Genomic DNA, 25,361 nt, shown 5'->3' on the forward strand with positions numbered 1-25,361 from the left:
TTGCGTGATACCACATACGTCTTTGTGTCGACTAAGTTCCGATGCCACACTCATTTAAACCCGCAGTACCCGTCAGAGAAAGGCCCACAATGCCCACAATCGATCTCGTAGCGGATCTTGGTGAAGGTTTTGGTGCCTACTCGATCGGTGACGACAAAGCCCTCCTGGAGATCGTGTCCAGTGCCAACATCGCCTGCGGCTTCCACGCAGGGGACCCTGACATCATGGATGCCACTGTGGCCGAATGTATCCGGAAAGGAGTCGGGGTCGGAGCCCATCCCAGCTTTCCCGACCTCCGCGGCTTTGGCCGCCGGGCCATGGACCTCACGCCTGACGAAGTCCGGAACGACGTCATCTACCAGCTGGGAGCACTGACAGCGTTCGCTGCCTACCACGGGGGGTCGGTCTCGCATCTGGCTCCGCACGGCCGATTGGGCAACCTCGTGGCCACGAGGGCTGACTACGCCGAAGCAGTGGCCGATGCCGCCGTGCGCGTGGACCCCGCTCTGATCGTTCTTGCGCAGGACGGAGAACTCGCCACCGCCGCGGCAGGCCGCGGCCTGCAGGTTGCCATCGTGGGCATCGCCGACCGCGCCTACCAGGATGACGGCACGCTGGTGCCGCGCAGCCAGCCCGGCGCCGTGATCCACGATTCCTCCGTCATCGTCCAGCGCACTGTGCGGATGGTCTGTGAAGGACTCATCGAGACTGCCTCCGGCAGGGACATCGCCATCCAGGCAGACACGGTGCTACTGCACGGCGACAACCCGGGCGCCGTCGAACTGGCCCGACTGATCCGCAGCGAACTGATCGCCGCGGGCGTCACTATCGCCCCGCTGGCACAGGTTCTCGAGACAAAGCAGAGGGTGTCATGACCATGGCCACAACGACAACGACAACGCCGACGGCGCTGGATATTTTCGAATCCGGTGACGCCGCCCTGCGCGTCGTGGCACGGTCCGGTGACGCGGAAGCGAACTGGTCCACCGTCCACTCCCTGGCGGGTTGGCTGGCCACCGCCGGCGTCGACGGCATTTACGGGGCCGTTCCTACCTACGACTCGGTACTTGTGGAATTCGACCCCTACGTCACGTCCGCGCGCCAAATCCGGGCGTTCGTCCTCCTGGGAATGCGCCAATTGGACTTCACCGGCATCGCCATGCGGAAACCGCGCCGTTTCGAAGTCCCCGTGGTTTACGGCGGCGACTACGGACCCGACCTGGACCGCGTGGCGGACCACCAGGGCCTGGACGTTGAGGACGTCATCGCCAGACACACCGCAAAGACCTACGTCATCCGTTGCCTCGGGGCGCCGGCAGGTTCTCCGATGATGGATGGGCCGGACTTCCCGGTGCCCGTCCCCAGACTGAAGGACCCACGGTTGTCGGTCCCCGCGGGTGCCGTGTCCGTGGCCGGACGCCAGGCCGTCATCGCGCCCGCAGTGGCACCGGGTGGCTGGTGCGTCATCGGGCAGACCCCCCTGACGGTCCTGGACGCAGCACGCGAACCTCTGGTGCCCTACGTCCCGGGGGATGAACTGCGCTTCTACCGGATCCCCGCGGAGGACTTCGAAAACTTCGCGGGGCAGTTCCTGGAAGCCCGGCCATGACCGGTTCACTGATCATCCTGCAGCCGGGCCACTCCGTGGTCACCGACCTCGGCCGGACGAAGGGTCCGGCCTACGGCCTCCCCGTCAACGGCGCCCTGGACCAGTATTCAGCCAAGGCCGCCAACATCCTTGCGGGCAACGAAGACAACGCCCCCCTCCTGGAACTCACCGCACTGGACTTCCGGATGCGAGCCGCCACCGACCTGCTGATCGCCGTCACCGGAGCGCCCCTGGACCTCACGGTGGGCGGCCGGGAATGCCCGCAATGGGAGCCGGTGTCCGTCCGGGCCGGCGAAGTCGTGGCAGTTCGGGGAATCCGGACCGGACTGCGAGCCTACATCGCCGTCCACGGCTCCTTCACGGTGCCCAGCCTGCTGGGCAGCTGCGCCCCTGACACTGTGGTGGGCTTCGGGTTGAAGCTCGTGGAGGGCTTCCGCCTCGAAACGCGGAAGACCACGGCGCCCATCACCCAGCCATACCTTGGCCTGCCACTGTTCCGGCTCGGCCTCACCAAACCCGTCTTCACCACCAACCCGGTCATCGACGTCACCGGCGGGCCGGACGTCGCGGAATTCGGGGACACGGCAGACCTGCTGTTCACCTCGCATTACACCGTGAGCCCCCGCAGCAACCACATCGGGCTCAGGCTCGGTGGTGCCCTTCCCGAACGCCAGCTCACCTCCGAAGTGCTCTCCCGCGGCGTTCCGGTCGGGGCCATCGAAGTCCCGTCCCGGGAGGAGCTGCTGGTGCTGCACCGGGGACGCGGCGTTACGGCCGGCTACCCGGTCCTTGCAGTGGTCACGAGCCGCTCCCTCGATCTCCTGGCGCAAGCCAGGCCTGGACACACCATCACGTTCAGAAAGACAACCGTGGCTGAAGCAACAGCCATGCACCGCACCGCCTGCCTGGAACTGGACAGGCTCCGGAACACCATCAACACAGTCTTCGGACTCCTCGGCATCGGCGCCGGCCAGCGCTGGCACGAACTCAGCCCAGCGTCAGGAGCCTGAACATCATGAATCCTTTTCCCACCGCCGAGTTCCGCGCCCACCAACCGCCGCGCGATCCCTAACCCCTGCCAACCCGGGGTTCTTACGTCCAGCCCGTTGCCGGAGGTAAGAGCCCGCCCATTCCCACTTTTTGGAGTACCAATGCCTTTTTCCGACTACACCACCGCCCTCGTAACCGGTGCATCCACTGGCATGGGCGCCGCAATCGCCGAACGGCTAGCCAAGCGCGGCCTCACCGTTCACGCAGTCGCCCGCAATGAGGAACGCCTCGCTGAACTGGCGGACCGTACGGGAGTAATCCCGCACGTGGTGGACCTGACAGACACCGCCGCCCTGACCGCCGTCGTCAGCGACCTGAAACTGGACGTCCTGGTGAACTGCGCGGGCGTTTCCAGGCCCGGCAACATCCTGGATTCCTCCGAGCAGGACATCGACGAACTGGTGGACGTCAACCTCCGCGGGCTGCTGCAGCTCACCCGGCTGGTGCTGCCCGGAATGGTGGAACGGGACCTCGGCCATGTGGTCAACATCAGCTCCATCGCGGGTACCTACAACTTCTACGGCCACACGGTGTACCACGCCACCAAGGCCGCGGTGCACCAGATTTCCCGTCAGCTGCGAAACGACACCGTGGGCAAGCGCATCCGCGTCACCGAAATCTGCCCCGGCCGCGTGGAAACAGAAATCTTCGGCCGGAACATGGGCGGCAGCCCGGAAGCCATGGAAGAAGCCTGGCAAACGTACTACGAGGGCTACGAGTCGCTGACCACCGACGACATCGTCAACGCCCTGGACTACGCCATCGAAACCCCTCGGCACGTCAACGTGGGCATGCTGGAACTCATGCCCACCTTCCAGGTCCCCGGCGGCCTCACCTTCGACCGTCGCGGGGACTCCGACTAAAGCCGCCCCTGCGACACCCAAACCCGGCGAACTACCTTCCCACCGCCCAACCGATAGGCACTCCAGATGCAGTTAGTACAAACAGTCAGTTTCCCCGAACCCCAGCTCCTGGCTGACCTCTCGCCACTCCCCGATGGACTACGGGGCGTGGTGTGGGACATGAAGGAGGAGCCGGGGGAGGAGCTGGGCGGCATCGACGGCGTCATCCTCCCGTACGTCGACGCCGGGGCAGTGATGGGTTCCCTGAGCAAGGTCCCGGACCTTAAATTCGTCCAGACGCAGTCAACAGGGTACGACGGCGTCCGCGAGGCCGCGGGTCCGGGCGCCGCAGTGGCAAACGCCTCAGGCGTCCACGCAGCTGCCACCGCAGAGCTGGCCGTGGGCCTCATCCTGGCCAAGCTGCGCGGCATCGACCAGGCCGTCAAGGATCAGCAAACCGAAAGCTGGAAGCCCCAGCGCCGACAGTCCCTCGCGGACCGCAAAGTCTTGCTGCTGGGCATCGGCGGGATCGGCAAGGAACTCGCCCGGCGCCTCGAACCCTTCGAGGTCACCATTACCCGGGTGGGAAGCACTGCACGCACGGACGCGGCCGGACAGGTCCACGGCCCGGAGGAACTGGTGACCCTCGCCGCGGACCACGACATCCTGGTCTCAGTTCTGCCCCTGAACGACAACACACACCATCTGGTGGGCCCGGAAGTCCTGGCCGCCCTGCCCGACGGATCCCTGGTGGTGAACGTGGGCCGCGGCGCGGTCATCAGCACCGAGGCACTGACACGCGAAGTGGTGTCCGGCCGCCTGCAATGCGCCATCGACGTCGTCGATCCCGAGCCGCTGCCCGCCGGCCACCCGCTGTGGGCCGCGGAGAATGCCCTCATCACCCCGCACGTTGGCGGCAACGCCTCGGCCTTTGAGCCCCGGATCCTGAAACTCCTGAAACAGCAGCTCGAGGCCCTCGCCGCCGGCCAAACCCCGGCCAACCTTGTCCAGCAGGGCCCGTTCTAAGGGCCCCGGGATCTGATGCAGGCCGCGGTACGAAACAACGATGAAGAGGAAATCACCAGGACATGACAGGGCTTTTTGATCTCACGGGGCGCGTAGCCCTGGTCACTGGTTCGAGCAGGGGCATCGGTTCCGCCCTTGCCAGGGCACTGGCCGACGCCGGAGCAACAGTCGTGCTCAACGGCGTCAACGAGGAGCGGCTCAAGAACGCCCAGGCGGCCATGGCAGCGAATTTCCCGCCGGGCCGGATCCACAGCATTGCCTTCGACGTCACCGACGACGGCGCCGCGGCCCGCAGCATCCGGTGGATCGAGGACAACGTGGGGCCGCTGGAAATCCTGGTGAACAACGCCGGCATCCAGCACCGCGTCCCCATGCTCGACCTGGATGTCGCTGACTGGGAACGCGTCCTCTCCACGGACCTCACCAGCGCCTTCCTGGTGGGCCGCGAGGCTGCCCGGCACATGATTACCCGTGGGCGGGGCAAGATCATCAACATCTGCTCGGTCCAGACGGATCTGGCACGCCCCACCATCGCCCCGTACATCGCGGCGAAGGGCGGGCTGCGGAACCTCACCCGGGCGATGACCGCCGAATGGGCTGCCTCGGGGCTGCAGATCAACGCGGTTGCTCCCGGCTACATTCACACCGAAATGACCCAGAATCTGGTGGATGACGAGGAATTCAACTCCTGGATCCTCGGCAGGACCCCTGCCCACCGCTGGGGCACCGCGGAGGACCTCGCCGGTCCCGTGGTGTGGCTGGCCTCGGACGGGTCCAACTTCGTGAACGGACAGACCATCTTCATCGATGGCGGGATGACGGTGGTGGTCTGATGGCTCCAATCACAGAAGAACTCCCGGCAACCGGCTTGGCTCTGGTGGCCCACGGGGCCCTCGACCTCCGCATCGACGAGGTCCCTCTGCCCCAGCCCGCACCCGACGAAGCAGTAGTGGAGGTCCGGTACGGCGGGATCTGCGGCTCGGACCTGCACTACTGGCTGCACGGCGCGGCGGGGGAGTCCATCCTGAAGGCCCCGCTGGTCCTGGGCCACGAAATCTCCGGCGTGGTGGTCCGCGCCGCGGCCAACGGGTCAGGCCCGCAGGTGCGGACCGCCGTCGCCGTCCACCCCGCCACCCCGGGCCCGGGCGCCGGGAGGTACCCGGCGGACCGCCCCAATCTGTCCCCGGGCTGCACCTACCTGGGCAGTGCCGCCCGTTACCCGCACACGGACGGCGCGTTCAGCCGGTACGTCACCTTGCCGGTGCGGATGCTCCGGTCGCTGCCCGAGGGACTGAACCTGCGCACCGCGACCCTGATCGAACCCGCGTCCGTGGCCTGGCATGCCGTGTCCCGCGCTGGCGACATCAACGGCAAGACGGCCTTGGTGATCGGCTCCGGGCCCATCGGCGCTCTCGCCGTCGCCGTCCTCAAACGTGCCGGAGCCGCCCACATCACCGCCGTCGACCTGCACTCCAAGCCCCTGGAGATCGCCAGGGCCGTCGGGGCGGATGAGGTAGTCAACGCCGCGGACACCGCAGCCATCGCGGCCGTGGAGGCCGACGTCGTCATCGAATCCTCCGGCAACCACCACGGCCTCGCGTCCGCAATCAACGGCGCGGCGCGCGGCGGCACCGTGGTCATGGTCGGCCTGCTGCCCACCGGCATGCAGCCGGTGCCCATCTCGCTGGCCATCACCCGCGAACTCGAGCTCAAGGGCTCCTTCCGCTTCAACGACGAAATCGATGAGGTCATAACGGCCCTCGCAGACGATTCCCTGCACATCGATCCCGTGATCACCCACGAATACCCCCTGGCCGATGCCCTGCACGCCTTCGAGGTCGCCAAAGACTCCACCACCTCCGGCAAGGTCCTCCTCAGCTTTGGGGAACCGGGTGATGCCCTGTGAGCGGGCAGCTGCCTCCCTTGGTAATCATGGGTGTATCGGGCTGCGGCAAGTCCACGGTAGGCGCCCTCCTTGGGCAGGGGCTGTGCATGCCGTTCTTGGACGGGGATGATTTCCATCCTGCATCCAACAAGCAGAAGATGGCCGCCGGGATTCCGTTGACGGACACGGACCGCGAGCCATGGCTTGCCCGGCTGGGGGAGCTGCTCGCAGGGAAGAACGACGGCGGCGCGGGAGTCCCGCCGATAGTTGCCTGCTCTGCGCTCAAGCGCAGGTACCGGGACCTCCTGCGCAGTTATGCACCGGATGTCGTCTTCGTCCACCTCACCGGCACCGCGGCAACAATCGGCGCCCGGATGGATGCCCGTTCCCACGAATTCATGCCGCGCGCCCTGCTGGACTCACAGTTCGCCGCCCTGGAGGACCTGGAGGCGGACGAGGCCCACGTACTGGGCGACATCACGCAGCCGCTGGATCTTCTGGTGGAGTCACTCCAGCTGAAATTGTCATAGGTGACATCTGCTTTGATGTCAGTTCGCATGTTGCGGGCCAAATATTAGGAGGCCTCATGCTCGTCAGCCCGTACTTCTACAGCAACCCGAGTGATCCTGACGTCCACCACAGGCACAGCGATTGCCCGAGTGGACAGCAGATTCCGGAGCGCAACAAGCAGCCGGCACAAACAACTACCGGCTTTGTAAGCACTGCCGCCTGCTCAGCACCGCTCACTTTGGCCGTTGTATCAGCCATTCCTTAATCGTCCGGGCCTCGGGCAGGATCTCGCGCGTTGCCTGCGTACTCATGTCGAACTGCCCGGTCCGCAGCCATCGCCACATGGTGGTGAGGTCCTTCCCCACGAACCGTTCAAACAACTTCTCCGGCATTGGCAACCCACGGGGCTTTCGTCCGGTCCGTTCCTGCCATAGAGTGCGGCACTCGTCTATTGACCGCACGTCCGATGCCAGTCCCAGCACCGCCCCGCTCCACCGTTCGGGGTCGGCGAACATCCGGGCGGCGATGGCACCCAGATCGTCAACGCACAGCCAGCCCAGCGGCCGGGTCGGGCCCATCAGCTTTGGCATCAGGTGCCAGGTGGAAAACTGTGGGTAGTAACCTTTGTCCGTCATCAGTTCCATGAACGCCATCGGCCGGAGCACGGTGAGCGGCAGTCCGAGTTCGCGAAAGCGCCGGGCGATGACCAGCTTTGAGTCCCAGGAGCCGACGCCTGTCGGCTGGTCGCTGACTCCTGCCGCCCCGTACACCACGTGGCGTATGCCTGCTTCAGCTGCGGCCTCCGCCACGTTGCTACCTTGCCGGACTTCGGCGTCGATTCCACTGGTCATGGGATTCTGGACGTTGAAAAGCCCGTAGGCCCCTTCGAACGGTGTCCGAAGAGAGCCGGGATCCTCGGTGTTCGCCTGCTGAACCTCGGCGCCGAGCGCGCGCAGGGCCTGCGAAGCGTCGCTGGACGGATTTCGGGTCAGGGCGCGCACCTGCCACCCGTCTTTGAGGAGGTGACGGACCACGGCCGATCCCTGCCGGCCGGTCGCACCGACCACTGCCACCACACCCGGAGTGCCCCTGCCCGAGGAAAAAGCCATAGCTTAGTATCCCATTCGGGCCGAGGATTTGACCTGGCACGGAAGGAACAGCCCACGCCCCGTCCGGATGGATGAGAGCGCCCGCGTCTTTCACACCCGGCGGGACTGTTGCCGCCACCGCGACAAGCGAGGTAAGGCGGGAAAACGCAGGATAGGGCTGCTTGTGGATTCAGTGGAGTTTGACGAGTGGGTTCGCCGCTTCTGCAGACCCGTGGAAGCGCGACCATCAAGTCACCGCCGAAGGAGTCGTCCTCGCGCCGAAAAGGCCACGAGGAGTGCGCCCAAACCGCGGGCATCCTGTCACGCGACAGGGGATTTGAGCAGAGCAACGAGCGCATGGTTGTGGGTCAGTTGCGGATGGTGCCCCGCACCCGGTATCGAGATCAGCTCAATGTTTGGGAGTAACTCGAGCTGCTTTACGGCGATTGGGGCGATTGGGTCGTCGCTTCCCGTGATGATACGGACCGGGCCCTTGAATCGCCCAAGCGCTTCTTGGAGTTCGGCTCGCCACCTCTTCGATCCCGCAAGGGTCAGGTGTTCGGCTACCCTCTTGGCACTGCTTCGCTTGAGGTCACTCAGACTCGACTCGAGAGCAGCCGCGCTGGCTTCTGATCCGGTCAGTTGGTGTGCCAGCCGTGCGGGGCTGATGTGTCGCAAGTACGTGGGTACGAGCGGCCGCAGTCTGGCTGAGGCACGCATCCGGTCCTGGAGGAAGAACGGTGCGATCAGCGTGAGGGAGCTGACATGGCCCGGGATGCGGTCAGCTGCGACCACTGCCGCAGCCGCACCGATGGAATGGCCGATGAGGTGAGTAGGTTGACCACTCAGCACACCGGGCAGCCACCGTTCCCAGTCCTGAACGCCTTTTCCCCTGCTGAGGCCCAGGCCGGGCAGGTCTACGACCCGCGCGCCGATGCCCGACGCCACTTCGGCCCACGTGTCTGCGTTGACTGGCAAGCCAGGAAGAATCACCCGATTGGATTCGGGTATTCCCAGCTCGAAGGTCCTCAGGCCGCCAACGTCCACAAATCGACGGCTATCCGCCATCACGGCACCAAACCGATGCGCAGCCAGGTGGTCAGTCCATTTTTCGAGGGAAAGCACAACGTCAGGCATTTGGATTCCGTGTTTGTTGGCGAACTCGATGGCGGGCTCTGTCGGGTAGCGGTCCGACGACAGGAAGGTAAGCGTCTCGGGATCCGCCTTGGTCATCCATTGCGGGAGCCGCTTGATGACACCGATCGGCATCTTTACCCGCGGGACTTTGACACCGAGATGCTGGCCGACGTGCGTGAGCAGGTCTGCCAGCGGCGGGGTAGCGTCGTCGAGAACCCAGTAGGCCCTGCCCGCTGCTACGGGATCGATCGCCGCCGCCGCCATGAACGCCGCCAGATAGTCGACTGTGACGACCGGCAGGAAAGTCGTCTCGTTTCCGGGCAGTGCCGCCGCGGTGCCGTCCCAGATCTGCTCGATGGTGGTGACCAGCCCGATGTGTTGGTCGGACTCCCCGGTGGCACTGTCTCCGATCACACTGGACGGGTTGACGATGGTCCAAGGTATTCCGCTTTCCAGAGCCCGGGCTTGGAAGATGGCATCGGATTCCACCTTTGATGCTTCGTAGGCGCCAAGTTCCCTGTAGGCCGCGGTGCGGTGTTCATCTGACCATGGAACAGTTGCAGGGTCCTGCCCGCCGACGCGGTAGCCCGACACGTGGACGACTCGCTGGAGATTTGGTAGGTCTTCGGCGAAGTCGATCAGCTTCTCGACGATGCCGACGTTCGCGCTGCGTGCCTCCTGGGCAGTCATCCCGAATCGGTAGGACCCGGCGCAGTTGTGAATCTCGGTGATAAACGGGAACGCCGATGGACCCCCCGCCAGGATCTCAGGAGCATCGAAGTCGACGATCGTGGTGCTGATGCTCCGTGTCAGGCCACGCTCCCTGACCCATTGCTCAACACGCGTTCCGGACTCGGCGGTTCGAACTGCGGCCGTGACCCTCGCACCAGCCTCGGCGAGGGTAAGGACCATGTGCCGGCCCACCAGTCCCGAGGCCCCGAAGACCAACGCGTGACGGTTGTCTCCATGGTGTGTCATCGCGTCCCCTCAATTTTTAGGCAGCGCTGCTTGATGAGTTCCGATACGACGTCAGCGGCCGAAATCAGGGGTTGGGTGTCGTGCATGGCACGAGAGACGATGACCGCCCCCTCGATCGTCGACACAACAACGGTTGCCAGGGCCCGGGCCTCCTTGGCGTCAAGACCGTCGGCCTCGAGGAGCGCGGCCGTCGGGGTGATCCACGACTCGAAGGCAGTGGCGCAAGCCTCCCGCAGACGCTCGCTCTCCGCGCCCATCTCCAGGGTGACGACGGAGACCGGGCAGCCGAGCCGGAAGTTGCTCTCGCTGACGATAGTCGTCAGAGCCTCGATAGCGGCGCGGGCAGCCTCAGCAGCACCGTCCGCGGAAAGGGCCGCCTCTACAATCAATGTCTCGAACCGCTTCGCCGCGAGTTCGACTGCTGCCACGCCCAGGCCTTCCTTCCCGTCGGGGAAGTGGAAGTAGACCGACCCCTTTGGTGCTCCGGCGTGTTCGATCACAGCATTTAGGCCCGTGCCGCTGTAGCCGCTGGTCTGTATGAGCTGGAGCATGGACTCTGTGAGCCGTTCCTTTGTCAGGTTTCCTTTGGTTGCCATGACATTAGAATAGACCGGTCTATATATTTTTTCCAAACGTATTCAGCCAGTGCTTTTGTGGGTGTTTTCTGGGAACTCCAGCAAACCGCAGCCGAATTATTCCGCTTGGGGTCTATGAAATGTGCCAGACGGCCGTCTCGCTTCCGCTTTCCCGCTTCCAAGGAAACTGGGACATGATGATGGTAGACACGGGCAGGCTGAGGAAAGAGGTTGCTGCTAATGGACGAACCCGTCGAAGTCGTGGTTGTTGGTGGCGGAGTTTCAGGGCTCAACCTCCTGCGAAACCTTTCGGAGGCAGGCATCTCGTGCCGGTTGCTGGAGGCCCGGGGTCGTCTTGGCGGGCGGGTCTTGACGGTGGACGCCGAAGGTGAGCCCAGCGCGGACGGGTTTGATCTCGGGCCGTCGTGGTACTGGCCAAGACTGCAGCCGGCACTCGCGAGACTTGTCGATGAGCTGAAACTCGAGGCTTTCGCCCAGAGCAGCGACGGAGACGTGGTGTTTGAGCGCATGTCCCGGGAGCCGGCCGGACGTTACACGGGCGTCGGCAGTTCAGCTGAAACCATGCGGCTCTCAGGTGGTTCTGCGGCGCTTGTGAGGGCGTTGTCGGACAAGGTGGTGGCTGAAGCCATAGGCCTTAACTCACTGGTTACGGGACTTTCACTTGAGACCCACGGCGTCGACGTGATTTTCCGCGACGCTCAGGGCTCGGAACAATCACTAAGAAGTCGGTTCGTGGCGTTCTGCTTGCCACCAAGGTTGCTTGAAGCCACGATCACCTTCAATCCGGAGCCCGAAACTGCGACGTCGGCCCTCTGGCGGGATACGCCGACGTGGATGGCCGGACAAGCCAAGTTCTTTGCACTCTATGACACGCCCTTCTGGCGTGAGGACGGGTTGTCGGGGACGGCGCAAAGCATGGTTGGCCCCATGCTGGAGATCCATGACGCAACCACCGAATCAGGAAGACCTGCTCTCTTCGGGTTTCTCGGGATCGGCCCGGGGGAACGGCAGTCCATGGGCGAGGAGGCCATCAAGGAAGCTTGCTTGGCACAGTTCACAAGGCTGTTCGGCCCTCAAGCTGGAACTCCGGAGGCGACTCTGTTCAAAGACTGGGCGTTCGATGAATTCACAGCCACAGCGCAGGACGTTGCGTCCAGCGGCCACCCAGCGCCGTCAGCCTCATGGGTTCAAGGGGCGTGGGCGGACCGGATCGTGCTGGCAGGCAGCGAAGTGAGTCCTGCTGAGGCGGGCTACCTGGCCGGTGCCATAGAAGCATCCGATCTCGCGGCAGAGGATCTGCGTAGCCGGCTCGGGCGGTAAGGACTGAGGGTTACTGGCCGGGCACGGGACGTGTCCAACCCATAGCCATCCTGTAGTGGAAGCCGAGCCGTTCCTCGGCAGCCCACGCTTCAAAATATTCTGCCTTCTCGAATAACCGCCGGCCATAAGGTTCTGCGTAAACCCAGAGGATGCTGCCATCCTCAGTCACCGCGTCTACGGTTCCTGTGCAGATGGCCGCACCCTGTTGGCGGATCTCCACATGGGCGCCCGCAAGATTGGACCAGTCGGTAATGGGTCCGTTCGTCATGTCAGTACTCAGCTTTCCACGGTTTCCCAACGACGAATCCTTCTGGGAAGGGGTCGGTTGGGTCAAGGACCAGTTGGTTGTAGGAAGTGATCGGAGTTGGCCGCGGGCATGCAGCAAGGCAAGCCGAGCAGATGTTCCTGTGCCGCATGGCGAACGGTCAAGCCGGCCGGGGGAGACGATTCGAGCGGATGCGTGACGTCCAGTTGTTCGGCTGCTGCCTTCTTGATCCGCCGGGTATTCCGTTGACTCCAGGATGATGTACCCAAAGTCCGCCTCAGCATTGTTGTCGAACATAGACGAGCCTGGCACCGGCCCGACACCGCCTACAACGACTTTGCCGGATTCGCCCTCCGCATGGGCGTCCACCACGGTGAGCGTACGACTGAACCGCATGGGTCCCCTTTCAAAGATTTCAGATTCGACGGCGGCAGGCCCCTAATGAGGCAACTCACCGGGGCAGGCGAGCTCCTAGCGGACGTAGTCGGCGCCGGTGATATCTATGGTTGATCCGGTGGAGTGTCTCGAACGCCCGGATGCCAGGAACGCGACCACTTCAGCCACATCATCCGGGGGAGTGACTTCGCCGAGCGGGAGTCCGGCAAGGACCGCGGCGTCAGCGGCGAGGTCTCCAGCAATATCCGTGGCCACCCAGCCTGGCGCAACGGCGTAGGCCAGGATGTTCTCCTTGCCGAAGCCGCGGGCAATCCCCTTTGTGAGTGCAAGGAGTCCGCCCTTCGAGGCACCATAGGCGAGGTGTTCGGCGTCGTCCCCTCTGTGGGCCGAGCGGCTGGTGATGTTCACGATGATCCCACCGCCTCGCTCGCGGAACCCCAGGATTGCAAGGCGGCAAAGATCGGCTGGGGCAAGAAGGTTGAGCTCATAATTCGCTTCCCAGCCCAGTCGCCACGTGTCGGGACAGTCAATCGACGACGACAGCCAGGCCCCGGCGTTGTTCACTAGAACGTCGACGCCATCACGCCAGCCCACTGCTTCCCGCCAGACCCGATGGCGTTCAATAGGGTCTCTTAGATCTCCTTGGACCAGATGGACGCGATCGCCGAGCCTGTCAGCTGTTGTCCGCGCTGAGTCCTGGTCGTTGCCGTAGTGCAGCACCACATGGGCACCCTCGCGGTGCAGAGCGACAGCGGTGGCGAGCCCAATGCCCCTTGAGGCCCCGGTAACCAGCACCGTCTTGCCGGCCAACATACCAGTGATCATGCCACTGCCTGGGCGCCGGTAATCTCGACCACCGATCCGCAGATAAAGGGAGCTTCATCGGAAGCCAGAAAGGCCACCAGCGCAGCGACTTCTTCGGGCTGTCCGATCCGCCCAAACGGCACCAGGGCGTCGAGTTCCGCCACGCTGCGACCGTTCCGGGCCAACCCTGCTTCGAGCATCGGTGTACGGACTTCTCCAGGGGCAACGGCGTTCACCCTGATGTTGTTCGGCGCATAGTCCCGGGCGAGGTTCTTGGTGAAAGCAACGACCGCTGCCTTGGAAACGTTGTAGGCGATATGGGCCGGCGCCGGGTAGAGGCCCCACTGCGACGCGGTGTTCACGATGGAGCCACCTCCTGCCGCGATCATATGGGGGAGCACGGCACGGCAAAGATGGAACAGGGAATCGACATTGACGGCGAAGGACAGGTCCCAATCATCCTCCGTGATGGAGAGCAGGTCACCCCGTCGATTGATGCCGGCATTGTTGACCAACACGTCCAGCCGTCCCCGTGCTTCCACAGCCTCGTCGACCGCCCTGGCGCTCGCCTCAGGATCGAGCAAGTCAAACACGAGTGGCTCGGCCATGAAACCGTCGGATTCGATCGCCTCCGCGACGTCCTTTGCTGCCATCTCGTTAGCATCCGCCACGTATACGTACGCACCCTCAGCGGCCAGTCGCCGGCTGATGGCGGATCCGATGCCGCCACCAGCGCCGGTGACCAACGCAGACTTGCCGAAGAAGCGTCCGGCGAGTCCCGTCGTCGTCATTGGCCTTTCCCGTTTAGCTCGTTGAGGGTGAAGATGGTGCGGTGCCAGTCCTTGGCTTGGGCGCCGGTGAGGTCAAACATGACGTGTTTGACCACGGTGTATTCGTCTAGGGAGTAAGTGGACATGTCCTTGCCAAAGCCTGATTGCTTCATGCCACCGTGAGGCATTTCGCTGATGATCGGGATGTGGTCGTTGACCCAGACTGCGCCGGCCCGGATTTCCCGGGTAGCCCGCAGCGCCCGGTAGACATCCTTGGTCCACGCCGAGGCGGCCAGCCCGTAGGGGGTGTCGTTGGCGAGGGTGATGGCTTCATCATCGGTCTCAAACGGGGTCACGGTCAGGACAGGACCGAAGACTTCGTCGCGGAAAATCTCGCTGTCCGGGGTAGCGTCAGCCACAAGGGTGGGTCGGTAATAGGAACCGCTGGCCAGATCGCCGTCGGGTACGCCGCCGCCGATCACCCGGGCGTAAGCACGGGCGCGCTCGACCATTCCGGCCACAGTTTCCTGGTGCTTGCGGGATACGAGCGGGCCGAGGTCGGTGGCAGGATCCTGGGTGGGGCCGAGCTTGACCTTGGCGTAAAGACCGGCAACGCCTTCGATGAACTTCTCATAGAGGGAGCTGTGCACGATTGCGCGGGTGGCGGCGGTGCAGTCCTGGCCGGTATTGATCAGGGAGCCGGCAACGGCACCATGGATCGCGGCTTCGAGGTCGGCGTCGTCGAATACCACGAACGGGGCCTTGCCTCCGAGTTCCAGGTGCACACGCTTGGCCGTGGTTGCCGCGGCTTCCAGGACGGTACGCCCCACAACAGTGGAGCCGGTGAACGAGAGCATGTCCACGTCAGGGTGGCGGAGCAGCTCGGCGCCGACTGTTGAGCCACGACCAGTAAGGACGTTGATGACGCCATCCGGGACGCCAGCCTCGGTGGCAACTTCAGCGAACAGCAGCGAAGTCAGCGGGGTGATCTCGGCCGGCTTGAGAACGATGGTGTTGCCGGCGGCGATGGCGGGCAGAATCTTCCACGCGGCCATTTGCAGCGGGTAGTTCCACGGGGATATCGAACCAATCACACCGATCGCTTCGCGGCGGATCGAGGAGGTGTGGTCCGGGGAATATTCGCCTGTGGCCTTGCCTTCCAGGTTCCTGGCGGCACCGGCGAAGAAGGCGATGTTGTCTATGGTCCCGGGGACGTCGAACTCGCGGGTGAGCCTGATGGGTTTGCCCGCCTGGCGGGACTCCAACTGGGCGAACTCTTCGGCGCGTTCTTCCATGAGTGCGGCGAACTTGGTCAGCACGGCCGAACGTTCGGCGGGCGTCGCACGGGACCACGCCGGGAACGCGTCTTTGGCGGCCTGGACTGCGGCATTGACGTCGTCGCTGCCGGCAAGGGTGATGGTCCGGATGGTTTGGCCATTGGATGGGTCCTTGACGTCCACGGTTTCGCCGGTGGTGCCTTCGACGAGCTTGCCATTGATGAACTGACTCACATCTCCTGCTTTCTAAGATTTTTGGGTGCGCGAGATGACAGTTAGTGGCAATGGTTTGGGCAAAGACTGCCATCAAATGCCATCTCGCGGGGAGGGAAATTAGGCGCCGGGGGCCCAGATGTCGCCCACGGTGTATCCCGTGGGGAAGGGGTCGGTGGGGTCCAGCACCCATTGACTGGTTCCGGTGACCCAGCCGCGGCCGGTAATGGTGGGCAGGACCGCCTCCCGACGGCCGACCGTCGTCGTGCCTGTCAGGCGGCCGATGAATTCGCTGCCGATGATGCTGTGGTGCGAAAAGTCCTCACCGACGGCCAGTTGGCCCCGGGCATGCAATGCTGCCATGCGTGCCGATGTCCCGGTGCCGCAGGGGGAGCGGTCCAGTGCGCCGGTCCAGGTGGAAGGGTCGCTGGGTACGAGCTTGCCGTTGGACAGCACCACTGTGTTGCGGTCCTGCCGTCCGGCCACGCGGTCGCCGGTGTGCAGCATGACGAGGTTGACTCCGGCGATTGCAGGATTCTCCGGGTGGATGGGGTGGATCTGTTCCAGCGCGGCCATCTTGATCAGTGCCCCTGCCCGGGCGAGTTCCTTGCCGTTGTCCGGATGCAGTTCCAGTCCGAGATCCGCCACACGGGCCTGGGCGAAGAATTGCCCGCCGAACACGACGTCGACCGGCACGGTGCCGTACTCGGGCACCTGCAGGGGGTGGTCAAGTTCGACGACGAAGGCGGGGACGTTCACGACAGTCACCGAAAGCACCTTGCCACCTTCTACCCGCGCGACGGCGGTGACGACGCCGACAGCGGTGTCGATGGTGACCACGGTTTCGGGTCCGCGGACCGGTACTATGCCTTGTTCCAGCACTGCGGTGACCGCGCAAATGGTGTTCGAGCCGGACATCGGAGTGAACCCTCCCTGTTCCAGGACAACGATGCCGAAATCGGACCCTTCGTTCACCGGAGGCAGGAGGATCACCGAACACAGGCCCGGGTAGCCGCGCGGCTCATGCAACATGAGCCGGCGCAGCCAATCCAGGTTCTCCTTGCAGTACTGCAGACGCTCCACCATGGTCCCGCCTTTGACGAGGCTGGCAGCGGAGGTCAAGATCCGCCCCGGTTCGCCCTCCGCGTGTACTTCGATGGCGTCGAGGACGAGCTTTCCGGATAGACCGGTGCTGGTGGAGCGCTGCATCATGCTGCTACGACCGGGAGGACTCCGGCGTCCTGGAGGATGCGGGCGAAGCGCTCGCGTTCTTCAGCGGGGAGGGGCTGGATGGGCAGACGGGCCGGGCCAACGGGCTCGCCGATAAGTTCCAAGCCAGCCTTGATGCCAGCGACGTAGTTGACGGACTCAAGGAAATCGCTGATGGCCCAGAGGTGCTTCCAGAGTTCCCGGGCACGGACCAGGTCTTTCTCTTCGGCCAGTGCGTTCCAGAATTCGACCGCGAGCTCCGGGACCACGCCTGCGGTTCCCCAGACCGAGGCTTCCGCTCCGGAGGCGATCCCAAAGAACGTCAGGGTGTCCCAGCCGTTGAAGGCCTTGATGCGGTCCGAGTGGTTGGCGAGGAGTTCGGCCAGGCCCACGGCGTCGTCAGAGGTGTTCTTGATGTAGTCCACGCCCTCGATGTCGCCCAGTTCGGCGAGTTCGGCTGCCGTGAGCTGGATGCCGGTGGCGCCCGGTACGTTGTAGTACACAATCGGCAGGGAGATGGAACCTGCAACTGCCGAGAGGAAGGACTTGAGAGTGCTAAGGTCCAGGGGATCGTAGAACGGCGGAACCAGCATGATCGCATCAGCGCCCACGTTCTCGGCGTGCTGGGCAAGATCGATGGCGCCCTGGGTGGAGAGCGCACCGATACCGGCCACAACGGGAATGCGTCCGTCCGCGCCCTTGACGTAAAGCTCGATCACGCGACGGTATTCGTCGGCGGACAAGGTAGTGAATTCGCCGGTGGTGCCGGTGGGTACGATGCCGTGAATGCCCGCCGAGACCAAGCGCTCCACCTGGCGCTGCAGTGCCGGCTCGTCGATCGCGGAGCCATCCTGGGTGAACGGGGTGGTGACGGCTGCGAGGATGCCGCGGAGGTCCTTCTTGAGGTGGGACATGTGGTGGTTCCTTTCGGGAAGAATAGTGGTCCGCATCGATGCGGAAGGGTTTTAGAGGGCCGGGACCGGTTGGCGTTGGACGCCACGGAAACGGTCGGCCCTGAACGGTTGAAGTGTCTCGGCCGTCCGGCCATGCAGGATCAGATCGCTAAGGGCGGCTGCGGTGCCCGGTGCGAGGGTGATGCCCATCATCCCGTGGCCCGTGGAGACAAAAGTGTTCTCCAGGTGTCCCAGATGTCCAATGACAGGGAGTCCGTCCGGTGTCATCGGCCGCATTCCGGCCATCGGCGTCGGCTTGGTGGCCGGTGCTTCCCAGTTGCGGAAGTATTTCGCTGGAGCTCGCAGGATCGCATCGACCCGGACTTGGTTGATTTTCTCGTCAAGTCCGCCGAACTCCATGGTGCCGGCGATGCGGAGCCGTTCGTTGAATGGTGTCACCGCAACCTTGGCATCCCAGAGGTTGATCGCGCTGCGCAGGCCCAGTGCTGGTACTTCAACGCTGTATCCCTTACCGGGGCGTACCGGCAGGGCAACGCCGAACTGCTTGGACAGGTTTCCACTCCAAGCGCCTGCGGCGAGGACAAACTTGTCGGCCGCGTAGCGGTTTCCGCCGCTTTCCACGGACGTGACCCTGTCTCCGGAGCCCTGCACTGAATCGATGGGGGAGTTCTCGATAACCTTCACGCCCATGGCCACAAGCCGGCGGTGCAGGGCGGTTGCCATGGCCCCCGGATCCACATGGCGCTCCTGTGGGAAGTAGATGCCACCCAGTACGCCGTCGGTGAGAAGCGGTTCCTGCTCGTGAACGGCATCCCGGTCCAGCACCTTTGGCTGCCGGCCGTACTGGGACGCCAAATCGAGGTTGTCGATGTGGTGGTCGAAGTTGTCCTGCTCCATGAACGCCATGAGCAGCCCGTCGGTATGCATCTCGAAGTCCATGCCATCGGCGCGGTACTCGTCGAAGATCTGGAGGGTGTCTGCGGCGAGGCGCAGATGACCTTCAAATCCTGCGCGTTGGTCGCGAGCATTGGACTTACGCCACATACCCAGCATGAACCGGACGAAAGCCGGATCGAGGGAAGGCTTGATGTAGAGCGGGCTGTCCGGGCGGAGCATCCACTTCATGGATTTGAGGACGACGCCGGGTCCCGGCACGGGTGCCGATTCTGCCGGGCAGATCCATCCCGCGTTGACCTTCGATGCACCGAGGCCGGTAGCCCGGGCATCGATGACGGTGACGCTCTCGCCCTCGCGGGCCAGGTGGTAGGCCTGGGTGAGGCCGATAACCCCGCCACCAATGACTACGGTGTGCACTGTATTTCCTTTCTCGCTGCGTTCTCCGGCTTAGAACCGGACCGCGTCGACGAACTTCTTGAGGTCTTGGTTGTCGCAATCATCGAAGGCTGCTTCCGGTGTGGCGTTGACGGCGATTTCTCCGTCGTGGAAAAACACCACGCGGTCAGCTGCTTTGGAAGCGAAGGCCATGTCATGGGTAACCAAGGCGACTGCGATGCCGTCCTCCTCCTTCAGTCGGCGGAGGACATCCAGGACCTCGGCCGCCACGGGTGGATCGAGGGCTGAGGTGATTTCGTCGCAGAGCAGGAGCTTGGGCTTCATCATCAGTGCACGGGCAATGGCGACACGTTGCCGTTCGCCACCGGACAACTGGGTGGGACGGCTGAGGATGTGGTGCTTCATGCCGACTTCGTCCAATGCTGCTTCGGCGCGGTCGCGCGATTCCGAGCCGGCGGCGCCGCGGACCTTGCGGGGAGCAAGCACCAGGTTGTCCAGGACGTTCATGTGCGGCCAGAGGGTGTAGGTCTGGAACACCATGCCCACCTCGGAGCGTACCTTGGTCCATTCCTTGGTGCGCTTCTGTTCTGCGAATACGGTGCGGCCGTCCACCAGGATTTCGCCCTCATCAGGGTCCGTAAGTCCGGCAAGGGCCCGGAGCAGCGTGGACTTGCCTGAGCCGGACTTGCCGATGATGACCGTGATATCGCCCTTGTTCATCTGGAAATCGACGTTCTTCAGGATCTGGCGGATACCGAAACTCTTCTGTAGGCCGCGGGCTTCCACCAAAACCTGTCCATTACCTGCGGTGCCCTGCGTGTGCTCGGGAGTGGCCACCTGGATGCCCTTCTGTTCGCTCACATCATTGTCCTTCTGCGCGGTGGTGGTGGGAAGCTGTGGGCTGAGTGCGTGGCTCATCGCGACACCGCCACGCGCGAACCCGGCATCATACGGGCAACAATTCCGGCTTTCGGTTTTGCCCCCATGCCTGCGTTGTTCTGCATCCGGCGTTCCAATGCGCTCGTGGCCAGGGAAACCGGGAAGGCGATGGCGAAATAGACTATCGCCGCAAGTGTGAACACTTCCAATGACCGGTAGGTCTGCGAGGAAATGGTGTTGGCTACGAACATCAGGTCAGCCACAGCGATGGTGGACACCAGTGCGGTGTCCTTGAACAGCGAGATGTTCAGGGAGAGGATGACCGGTAGCTGTTGGCGAAGCGCCTGTGGAACGATGATGTAGCGGAGTTGCTGAAAGCGGCTGAGCTGGAGCATCCGGCCGGCTTCGACCTGTTCCACGGGTACGGCTTGGAAGCCACTGCGGTAGGCCTCTGCCATGAAAGCTGTGAGGTTGCAGGTCAGGGCGATGATCGCCGAGACGTAGCCGGGGAGGGTGACACCGGTCAGTGCCGGCATCGCGTAGAAGATCCAGAACAGCTGGACCAGCAGCGGGGTGCACCGGAAGACCTCGATGTAGGCCTGTGCTGCCCAGCGGACGACCTCGATTTTGGACATGCGGCCCACGGCCACGGGAACCGCGAGGATCATGCTGATGACGATGGTGATGACAGTTATCTGGAGAGTGATTCCCAGGCCCTGCATCATTGCTGGAAGTGCCCGGGCTACTACGTCCCAGTCGAAGTTGTAGTTCATGGCTTGGCTCCTTGCCAGGTTACTTCTTTTGGAGGTCGCCGAGGCTGTCAACCTCGAAGTAGTTGACCTTGGCGTAGGCCTGGGCGAGTGTGCCGCTCTTCTGGGCCCGTTCGATGGCGATGTTCACGATCTGCATGGAGCGGGCATCGATGCTTGCGGGGACACCGTAGGCGGCGGTGCCTGAGTAGATCTCCGGTTCCGGAACCACAATCTTCAAGGACTTGTCCGCTTGTGCCTGGGACTCAGCAGTGGGAAGGTCCGTGAATTCAGCAACTGCGCGGTCGGCCTGGATCGCTGAGATGGCGTTGGAGTAGGAGTCCATCGGCATGATGTTCTGCGTCAGGCCCTTGAGCGTCGCTTCCGGAGCAGCGCCCTGTGCCGTGGCGATCTGGCCACCACTCTGGATGATCTGTTCCGAGGTGGAGTAGGGCGAGGTTGCCTTGACCAGGAAGACTCCGGGGTATTCGTACACGGGGTTCGTGAAGGAAATCGCGAGTGACCTTTCCACGGTGTAGTCCAGGTTTGCCGCGAAGTCGTAGCGGTTGGCCTGCAGGCCAGCCACGATGTTCTTCCATTCAGCGGCCACCGGGACCAGCTTCACCCCGAGCTGTTTGGCCAGCTCCTCGAGGGGGATCAGGTTGGGTCCGCCCAGGGTGCCGTCGGGCTGTTGGGTGGTCATCGGCGGAGCGATGGCGACGCCCACACGGAGCTCACCGCGCTTCTTGATGTCCTCGATGAACGAGCCTTGGCTCGAGCTTGCTGAGGCAGATGCGGTGTTTCCTCGCAGGCCGCTGCCGAAAAAGCCGGCGGCAAGGGAGAGTGCGACGATGGCGAGAACTGCCAGGGTGATCTTGCTTGTCTTGGTCATGGTTTAACCCTCTTGACGGGAACGGGTGACCGGGCTGGCCGCGGTTACCGCTGGCTGCCAGCTCGTGGGGAATCTTCGTGGGCTTTGCCGTGATCGGCGGGGCCGAAGGGGTAGGCCCGCTACGTGGCCCTTGATTGTTTGTTTGGTTGTCAAACAATCTGTTTGTTAGTTAAAAGCTAGCGTGTGATTGCTGCCACGTCCAGCCCTTTTTCAAAGAAGTCTCGGCTGAGTGAAAAGAAGCCGATTTTTAATGGCAAAAAGGGCAGAAAAAAGGCCGGGTCCGCCATGGGGGCGACCCGGCCTTCGGGAGGTTTGTCTAGTCGAGGGCGTATATCTGCCCTGTCTGGATGCCTTCTACGGACTTGACGTAGGCGCGGCCGACCGTCTCCGCAGGAACCTGCTGGAAGCCAGGGAAGAACTCGTGGTAGCCGGTTGCTTCAGCAAGGACGGTAGGGCTGACGGCATTGATGCGGATGCGTCGTGGTAGCTCTGCGGCTGCGGCCATCACGAAGGATTCCAAGGCGCCATTTGCCAAGGAGGCTGCGGCCCCGGTCAGGATGGGCTCGCGAGCCAGTACCCCGGTGGTCAGGGTGACTGATCCGCCGTCGGACAGGTAGTCCACGCCCAACTGGGCCAGGTTCACCTGCCCAATCACCTTGTCCTCAAAACCGGATCGGAAGTCCTCAGCTGTCAGTTCAGCTAATGGTTTGAACGGAACCGAGCCAGTGCACGAGATGACGGCATCCACGGTTCCCACCTCCTTGAACATTCGGAGAATTGATTGGGGATCGGTAAGATCGACGCTCACCTCACCCGAGCGGGATGCCTCGATGACTTCATGCCTGCCCTTGAGCGCGGCCACGGCCGCGGAGCCGAGCAGGCCGTTGGCGCCAACGATCAATACCTTCATGTGCCCTACTTCTCCTTTTCGGATGTGCTGTCCAGAAGTGCGATAAGTTCCTGCGCACTGTCAATGGTGTGTTCTTTGAAGGCCTTGCGGATGATCTTCATATCCTTCGTCCGGATCGCCTCGACAAGCTTCACGTGTACACGGTGGGCGCGTACAGGGTCAGCACGCGTGGCCTGATCCTGCGCCAGGATGATCGTGACGTGGGCCTCGGTGACGGGCCAAAGGCGCAAAAGTAAAGCGTTCTCCGACGCCGCCCACAGTTTTCGGTGGAAAGCCACGTGGCTCTCGTGCCGGACAACGGGATCCGGGTCCATTTCAACGCGGCTGTACTCGGCCCAGCTTTCCTCAACCATCCGCATCCGCCGGCCGGAATCGTCTTTGATGATCGCTTCAACGGCGAGCATGTCCAGCGCCATACGGGTGTTGGCCAGATCCATGATGGCCGCGGCATCCAGCGTGGCGACCCGAAGGCCGCGGTACGGCTCCTGAACCAGGAGTCCCTCCTGGGCCATCTGATTGAGGGCTTCACGAACCGTTGGGCGGCTGACGTTAAGCCACTCGGAGAGCTGTACTTCGGTCAGCTTTTGACCGGGCTTGATGGAGCCCACCACCACCGCGCGCCGGATCTCATTAACGACGCCGTCACGTCGGGACACGGATGCTACTGGTGAGACCCGCACGGGAAGCGCTGTTGGCTCGGTTGACAGGTAAGTTTCCGCCATGGGGTTCCCCAATTACTAGTTCGCTGATCCGCTAAATGCAGATTGTCAGACAAGCCTAGCCTGTTCTTATCCGGGAGTAAATGAATCGGATCAATGTTCCTGACTCGGAATCCAGGCGGACGGCGTGCCGGCAAAAGTCGGCATCACGTTACCTTGGCCCACAAAGCGAGACGCAGCCTCATGCCCTACTGAAGTGACGGGAAGCCACCAGCCGCTTTCAGGGCAGTGCTCGCCTGTACGAACCGGGGCAGAGGTTTCCGGCCGGAGATTGGGGGTGGGGCGAAGCTTCTTCATGGAGGGCTCCTGGGTAGGTGGGGTTGATGCCAAAACCCTAGAGCCGCACATCCGCGACGAGACTCTGGACATGTGTCGAACAGGGGTGAGGACGTTTGCCAAATGTCAGGGGTGGAGCGGACAGCGGCCCAAGCTACGGTGGCTATCAAGCCGAGATCGGCACCACCCTCACCCCCACTCGAAAGCGAGAAGACGCGTGTCACACAATCAGGAACTTCCCATACTGTCCCACTGGATCGGCGGCGCTGAGTCGCCTTCGGCGGGCGAACGCACCTCTCCGGTCTTTGACCCCGCCCGCGGCATTGAGACCAAGCGCGTGGCGCTGGCCAACGGTGCCGACATTGAGGCGGCGATCTCCTCGGCGCAGAAAGCATTCCCGGCGTGGCGTGACTTGTCCATTACCAAGCGCCAGCAGATCATCTTCCGCTTCCGGGAGTTGCTGAATGAGCGCAAGGGGGAACTCGCCGAAATAATCACCTCCGAGCATGGCAAGGTGGTCTCCGACGCCCTCGGCGAAATCACCCGCGGCTTGGAGGTCGTGGAACTGGCCACCGGCTTCCCGCACCTGATCAAGGGTGAGCACTCAGAGAACGTCTCCTCCGGCGTCGACGTCTACTCCACCAAGGGGCCCCTGGGCGTGGTGGGCATCATCAGCCCGTTCAACTTCCCGGCCATGGTCCCGCTGTGGTTCCTGCCCATCGCGATCGCCGCGGGCAACGCTGTCGTGCTTAAGCCTTCCGAGAAGGACCCGACGGCGGCGAACTGGCTCGCGGCGCTGTTCTCCGAAGCGGGCTTGCCGGACGGGGTTTTCAACGTCCTGCACGGTGACAAGGAAGCCGTGGACGGCCTCTTGGAACACCCGGACGTGAAGGCCATTTCCTTCGTCGGTTCTACCCCGATCGCCCAGTACATTTACGAAACCGCTGCGAAGAACGGCAAGCGGGTCCAGGCCCTGGGCGGGGCGAAGAACCACATGCTGGTGCTGCCCGATGCCGACCTGGACCTCACCGCCGACGCCGCGATCAACGCCGGTTTCGGTTCCGCCGGTGAACGCTGCATGGCCATCAGCGTAGTGGTCGCTGTTGAGCCCGTGGCTGACGAGCTGATCGAGAAGATCACCTCCCGCATGGCCACGTTGCGGATTGGCGATGGCCGTCGCAACTGCGACATGGGCCCTCTGGTCACCCGTCAGCACCGCGACAAGGTGGCCTCCTACATCGACGTCGCCATCGAAGATGGCGCCAAAGTCGTCGTCGACGGCCGCGGCATCAACGTGGACGGCGACGAGAACGGCTTCTGGCTCGGTCCCACCCTGATCGACGACGTCCCCGTCACCTCCCGCGTCTACACCGAGGAAATCTTCGGCCCCGTCCTGGCCGTAGTCCGCGTCCGCAGCTACGAGGAAGGCCTGGACCTGATCAACAACGGCGCCTTCGGCAACGGCACAGCCATCTTCACCAACGACGGTGGCGCAGCCCGCCGCTTCCAGAACGAGGTAGAAGTGGGCATGGTAGGCATCAACGTCCCCATCCCCGTACCCGTGGCCTACTACTCCTTCGGCGGCTTCAAGGACTCCATCTTCGGCAGCTCCAAAGCCTACGGATTGCAGGGTTTTCAGTTCTATACCCGTGAAAAAGCCATCACCTCCCGCTGGCTGGACCCCAGCCACGGCGGCATCAACCTGGGCTTCCCGCAGAACTAGCGGCCAACCTCAAGGTGTCAGGGCCCGGCAC

Annotated in this window: 24 protein-coding genes and 1 pseudogene; 10 read left to right on the forward strand and 15 right to left on the reverse strand. The window is 63.4% G+C overall.

The window, feature by feature from the left end; all coding sequences use genetic code 11:
• Nucleotides 1–89 precede the first annotated feature (89 nt).
• The 8 genes from KSW38_RS05430 to KSW38_RS05465 all read left to right on the forward strand — a co-directional run bounded on the left by KSW38_RS05430 (nucleotide 90) and on the right by KSW38_RS05465 (nucleotide 6,942).
• Entirely contained in the window at nucleotides 90–875 is a 786-nt protein-coding gene (locus tag KSW38_RS05430; protein ID WP_216923569.1) for a LamB/YcsF family protein, read from the forward strand.
• A gap of 2 nt (nucleotides 876–877) precedes the next feature.
• Nucleotides 878–1,609: a 5-oxoprolinase subunit B family protein gene (locus tag KSW38_RS05435; protein ID WP_216923816.1), complete on the forward strand. Its 732-nt coding sequence runs from the start codon at nucleotides 878–880 to the stop codon at nucleotides 1,607–1,609.
• The gene (locus KSW38_RS05440; RefSeq protein ID WP_216923570.1) at nucleotides 1,606–2,619 is read left to right on the forward strand and encodes a 5-oxoprolinase subunit C family protein; all 1,014 of its coding nucleotides are present in this window, start codon (nucleotides 1,606–1,608) and stop codon (nucleotides 2,617–2,619) included. The genes KSW38_RS05435 and KSW38_RS05440 overlap by 4 nt, the downstream gene beginning before the upstream one ends.
• 141 nt (nucleotides 2,620–2,760) lie before the next feature.
• Entirely contained in the window at nucleotides 2,761–3,522 is a 762-nt protein-coding gene (locus tag KSW38_RS05445) for an SDR family oxidoreductase (RefSeq protein WP_216923571.1), read from the forward strand.
• 66 nt (nucleotides 3,523–3,588) lie between these two features.
• Complete coding sequence (locus KSW38_RS05450) at nucleotides 3,589–4,527, forward strand: 2-hydroxyacid dehydrogenase (protein ID WP_216923572.1); 939 nt, start codon at nucleotides 3,589–3,591, stop codon at nucleotides 4,525–4,527.
• Nucleotides 4,528–4,589: 62 nt separating this feature from the next.
• Nucleotides 4,590–5,360, forward strand: a complete 771-nt coding sequence (locus KSW38_RS05455; RefSeq protein WP_216923573.1) for an SDR family oxidoreductase — start codon at nucleotides 4,590–4,592, stop codon at nucleotides 5,358–5,360.
• Nucleotides 5,360–6,433 carry an L-idonate 5-dehydrogenase gene (locus tag KSW38_RS05460; protein ID WP_216923574.1) on the forward strand — a complete coding sequence of 358 codons (1,074 nt, stop codon included), beginning with the start codon at nucleotides 5,360–5,362 and terminating at the stop codon, nucleotides 6,431–6,433. The genes KSW38_RS05455 and KSW38_RS05460 overlap by 1 nt, the downstream gene beginning before the upstream one ends.
• On the forward strand, nucleotides 6,430–6,942 hold the full coding sequence (locus KSW38_RS05465) for a gluconokinase (RefSeq protein WP_216923575.1): 513 nt from the start codon (nucleotides 6,430–6,432) through the stop codon (nucleotides 6,940–6,942). The genes KSW38_RS05460 and KSW38_RS05465 overlap by 4 nt, the downstream gene beginning before the upstream one ends.
• 213 nt (nucleotides 6,943–7,155) lie before the next feature.
• On the opposite strand, the gene KSW38_RS05470 is transcribed toward KSW38_RS05465, so the two are convergent.
• From KSW38_RS05470 to KSW38_RS05480, 3 genes are all read right to left on the reverse strand, one after another.
• Complete coding sequence (locus KSW38_RS05470) at nucleotides 7,156–8,031, reverse strand: NmrA/HSCARG family protein (RefSeq protein ID WP_216923576.1); 876 nt, start codon at nucleotides 8,029–8,031, stop codon at nucleotides 7,156–7,158.
• A 300-nt stretch (nucleotides 8,032–8,331) separates the two neighbouring features.
• Nucleotides 8,332–10,125: an alpha/beta fold hydrolase gene (locus KSW38_RS05475; RefSeq protein ID WP_216923577.1), complete on the reverse strand. Its 1,794-nt coding sequence runs from the start codon at nucleotides 10,123–10,125 to the stop codon at nucleotides 8,332–8,334.
• Complete coding sequence (locus KSW38_RS05480) at nucleotides 10,122–10,721, reverse strand: TetR/AcrR family transcriptional regulator (RefSeq protein WP_216923578.1); 600 nt, start codon at nucleotides 10,719–10,721, stop codon at nucleotides 10,122–10,124. The genes KSW38_RS05475 and KSW38_RS05480 overlap by 4 nt, the downstream gene beginning before the upstream one ends.
• A 219-nt stretch (nucleotides 10,722–10,940) precedes the next feature.
• Here KSW38_RS05480 and KSW38_RS05485 point away from each other — a divergent pair, with 219 nt between their 5' ends.
• Nucleotides 10,941–12,041 carry a flavin monoamine oxidase family protein gene (locus KSW38_RS05485; protein ID WP_216923579.1) on the forward strand — a complete coding sequence of 367 codons (1,101 nt, stop codon included), beginning with the start codon at nucleotides 10,941–10,943 and terminating at the stop codon, nucleotides 12,039–12,041.
• 361 nt (nucleotides 12,042–12,402) lie between these two features.
• On the opposite strand, the pseudogene KSW38_RS23805 reads toward KSW38_RS05485, so the two are convergent.
• The 12 genes and pseudogenes from KSW38_RS23805 to KSW38_RS05555 form a co-directional block, all read right to left on the reverse strand.
• Nucleotides 12,403–12,528 (reverse strand): annotated as a pseudogene (locus tag KSW38_RS23805) (proline racemase family protein); the annotation flags it as partial.
• A 249-nt stretch (nucleotides 12,529–12,777) separates the two neighbouring features.
• Nucleotides 12,778–13,527: an SDR family NAD(P)-dependent oxidoreductase gene (locus KSW38_RS05505; protein ID WP_216923581.1), complete on the reverse strand. Its 750-nt coding sequence runs from the start codon at nucleotides 13,525–13,527 to the stop codon at nucleotides 12,778–12,780.
• Nucleotides 13,524–14,297: an SDR family NAD(P)-dependent oxidoreductase gene (locus tag KSW38_RS05510; protein ID WP_216923582.1), complete on the reverse strand. Its 774-nt coding sequence runs from the start codon at nucleotides 14,295–14,297 to the stop codon at nucleotides 13,524–13,526. The genes KSW38_RS05505 and KSW38_RS05510 overlap by 4 nt, the downstream gene beginning before the upstream one ends.
• On the reverse strand, nucleotides 14,294–15,787 hold the full coding sequence (locus tag KSW38_RS05515; RefSeq protein WP_216923583.1) for a gamma-aminobutyraldehyde dehydrogenase: 1,494 nt from the start codon (nucleotides 15,785–15,787) through the stop codon (nucleotides 14,294–14,296). The genes KSW38_RS05510 and KSW38_RS05515 overlap by 4 nt, the downstream gene beginning before the upstream one ends.
• Before the next feature lie 99 nt (nucleotides 15,788–15,886).
• Nucleotides 15,887–16,978 (reverse strand): proline racemase family protein, encoded by a 1,092-nt coding sequence (locus tag KSW38_RS05520; RefSeq protein ID WP_216923584.1) that lies wholly within the window; start codon nucleotides 16,976–16,978, stop codon nucleotides 15,887–15,889.
• The gene (locus KSW38_RS05525) at nucleotides 16,975–17,889 is read right to left on the reverse strand and encodes a dihydrodipicolinate synthase family protein (protein WP_216923585.1); all 915 of its coding nucleotides are present in this window, start codon (nucleotides 17,887–17,889) and stop codon (nucleotides 16,975–16,977) included. The genes KSW38_RS05520 and KSW38_RS05525 overlap by 4 nt, the downstream gene beginning before the upstream one ends.
• Nucleotides 17,890–17,940: 51 nt before the next feature.
• A complete protein-coding gene (locus tag KSW38_RS05530) occupies nucleotides 17,941–19,203 on the reverse strand; it encodes an NAD(P)/FAD-dependent oxidoreductase (protein ID WP_216923586.1) in 1,263 nt (420 codons plus the stop codon).
• Between the two features lie 30 nt (nucleotides 19,204–19,233).
• Nucleotides 19,234–20,100 carry an amino acid ABC transporter ATP-binding protein gene (locus KSW38_RS05535; RefSeq protein WP_216923587.1) on the reverse strand — a complete coding sequence of 289 codons (867 nt, stop codon included), beginning with the start codon at nucleotides 20,098–20,100 and terminating at the stop codon, nucleotides 19,234–19,236.
• Complete coding sequence (locus tag KSW38_RS05540) at nucleotides 20,097–20,834, reverse strand: amino acid ABC transporter permease (RefSeq protein ID WP_216923588.1); 738 nt, start codon at nucleotides 20,832–20,834, stop codon at nucleotides 20,097–20,099. Before KSW38_RS05540 ends, KSW38_RS05535 begins: the two co-directional genes overlap by 4 nt.
• Before the next feature lie 19 nt (nucleotides 20,835–20,853).
• Entirely contained in the window at nucleotides 20,854–21,702 is an 849-nt protein-coding gene (locus tag KSW38_RS05545) for a substrate-binding periplasmic protein (protein WP_216923589.1), read from the reverse strand.
• Nucleotides 21,703–22,018: 316 nt separating this feature from the next.
• Complete coding sequence (locus tag KSW38_RS05550) at nucleotides 22,019–22,612, reverse strand: short chain dehydrogenase (protein ID WP_216923590.1); 594 nt, start codon at nucleotides 22,610–22,612, stop codon at nucleotides 22,019–22,021.
• 5 nt (nucleotides 22,613–22,617) lie between these two features.
• Entirely contained in the window at nucleotides 22,618–23,334 is a 717-nt protein-coding gene (locus tag KSW38_RS05555) for a GntR family transcriptional regulator (protein WP_216923591.1), read from the reverse strand.
• A gap of 490 nt (nucleotides 23,335–23,824) precedes the next feature.
• Between KSW38_RS05555 and KSW38_RS05560 the strand changes: the two genes are divergently transcribed.
• Nucleotides 23,825–25,330 carry a CoA-acylating methylmalonate-semialdehyde dehydrogenase gene (locus KSW38_RS05560; RefSeq protein WP_216923592.1) on the forward strand — a complete coding sequence of 502 codons (1,506 nt, stop codon included), beginning with the start codon at nucleotides 23,825–23,827 and terminating at the stop codon, nucleotides 25,328–25,330.
• Nucleotides 25,331–25,361: the final 31 nt, after the last annotated feature.

The sequence above is a fragment of the Paenarthrobacter aromaticivorans genome (assembly GCF_019038615.1).
GTDB classification, from domain to species: domain Bacteria; phylum Actinomycetota; class Actinomycetes; order Actinomycetales; family Micrococcaceae; genus Arthrobacter; species Arthrobacter aromaticivorans.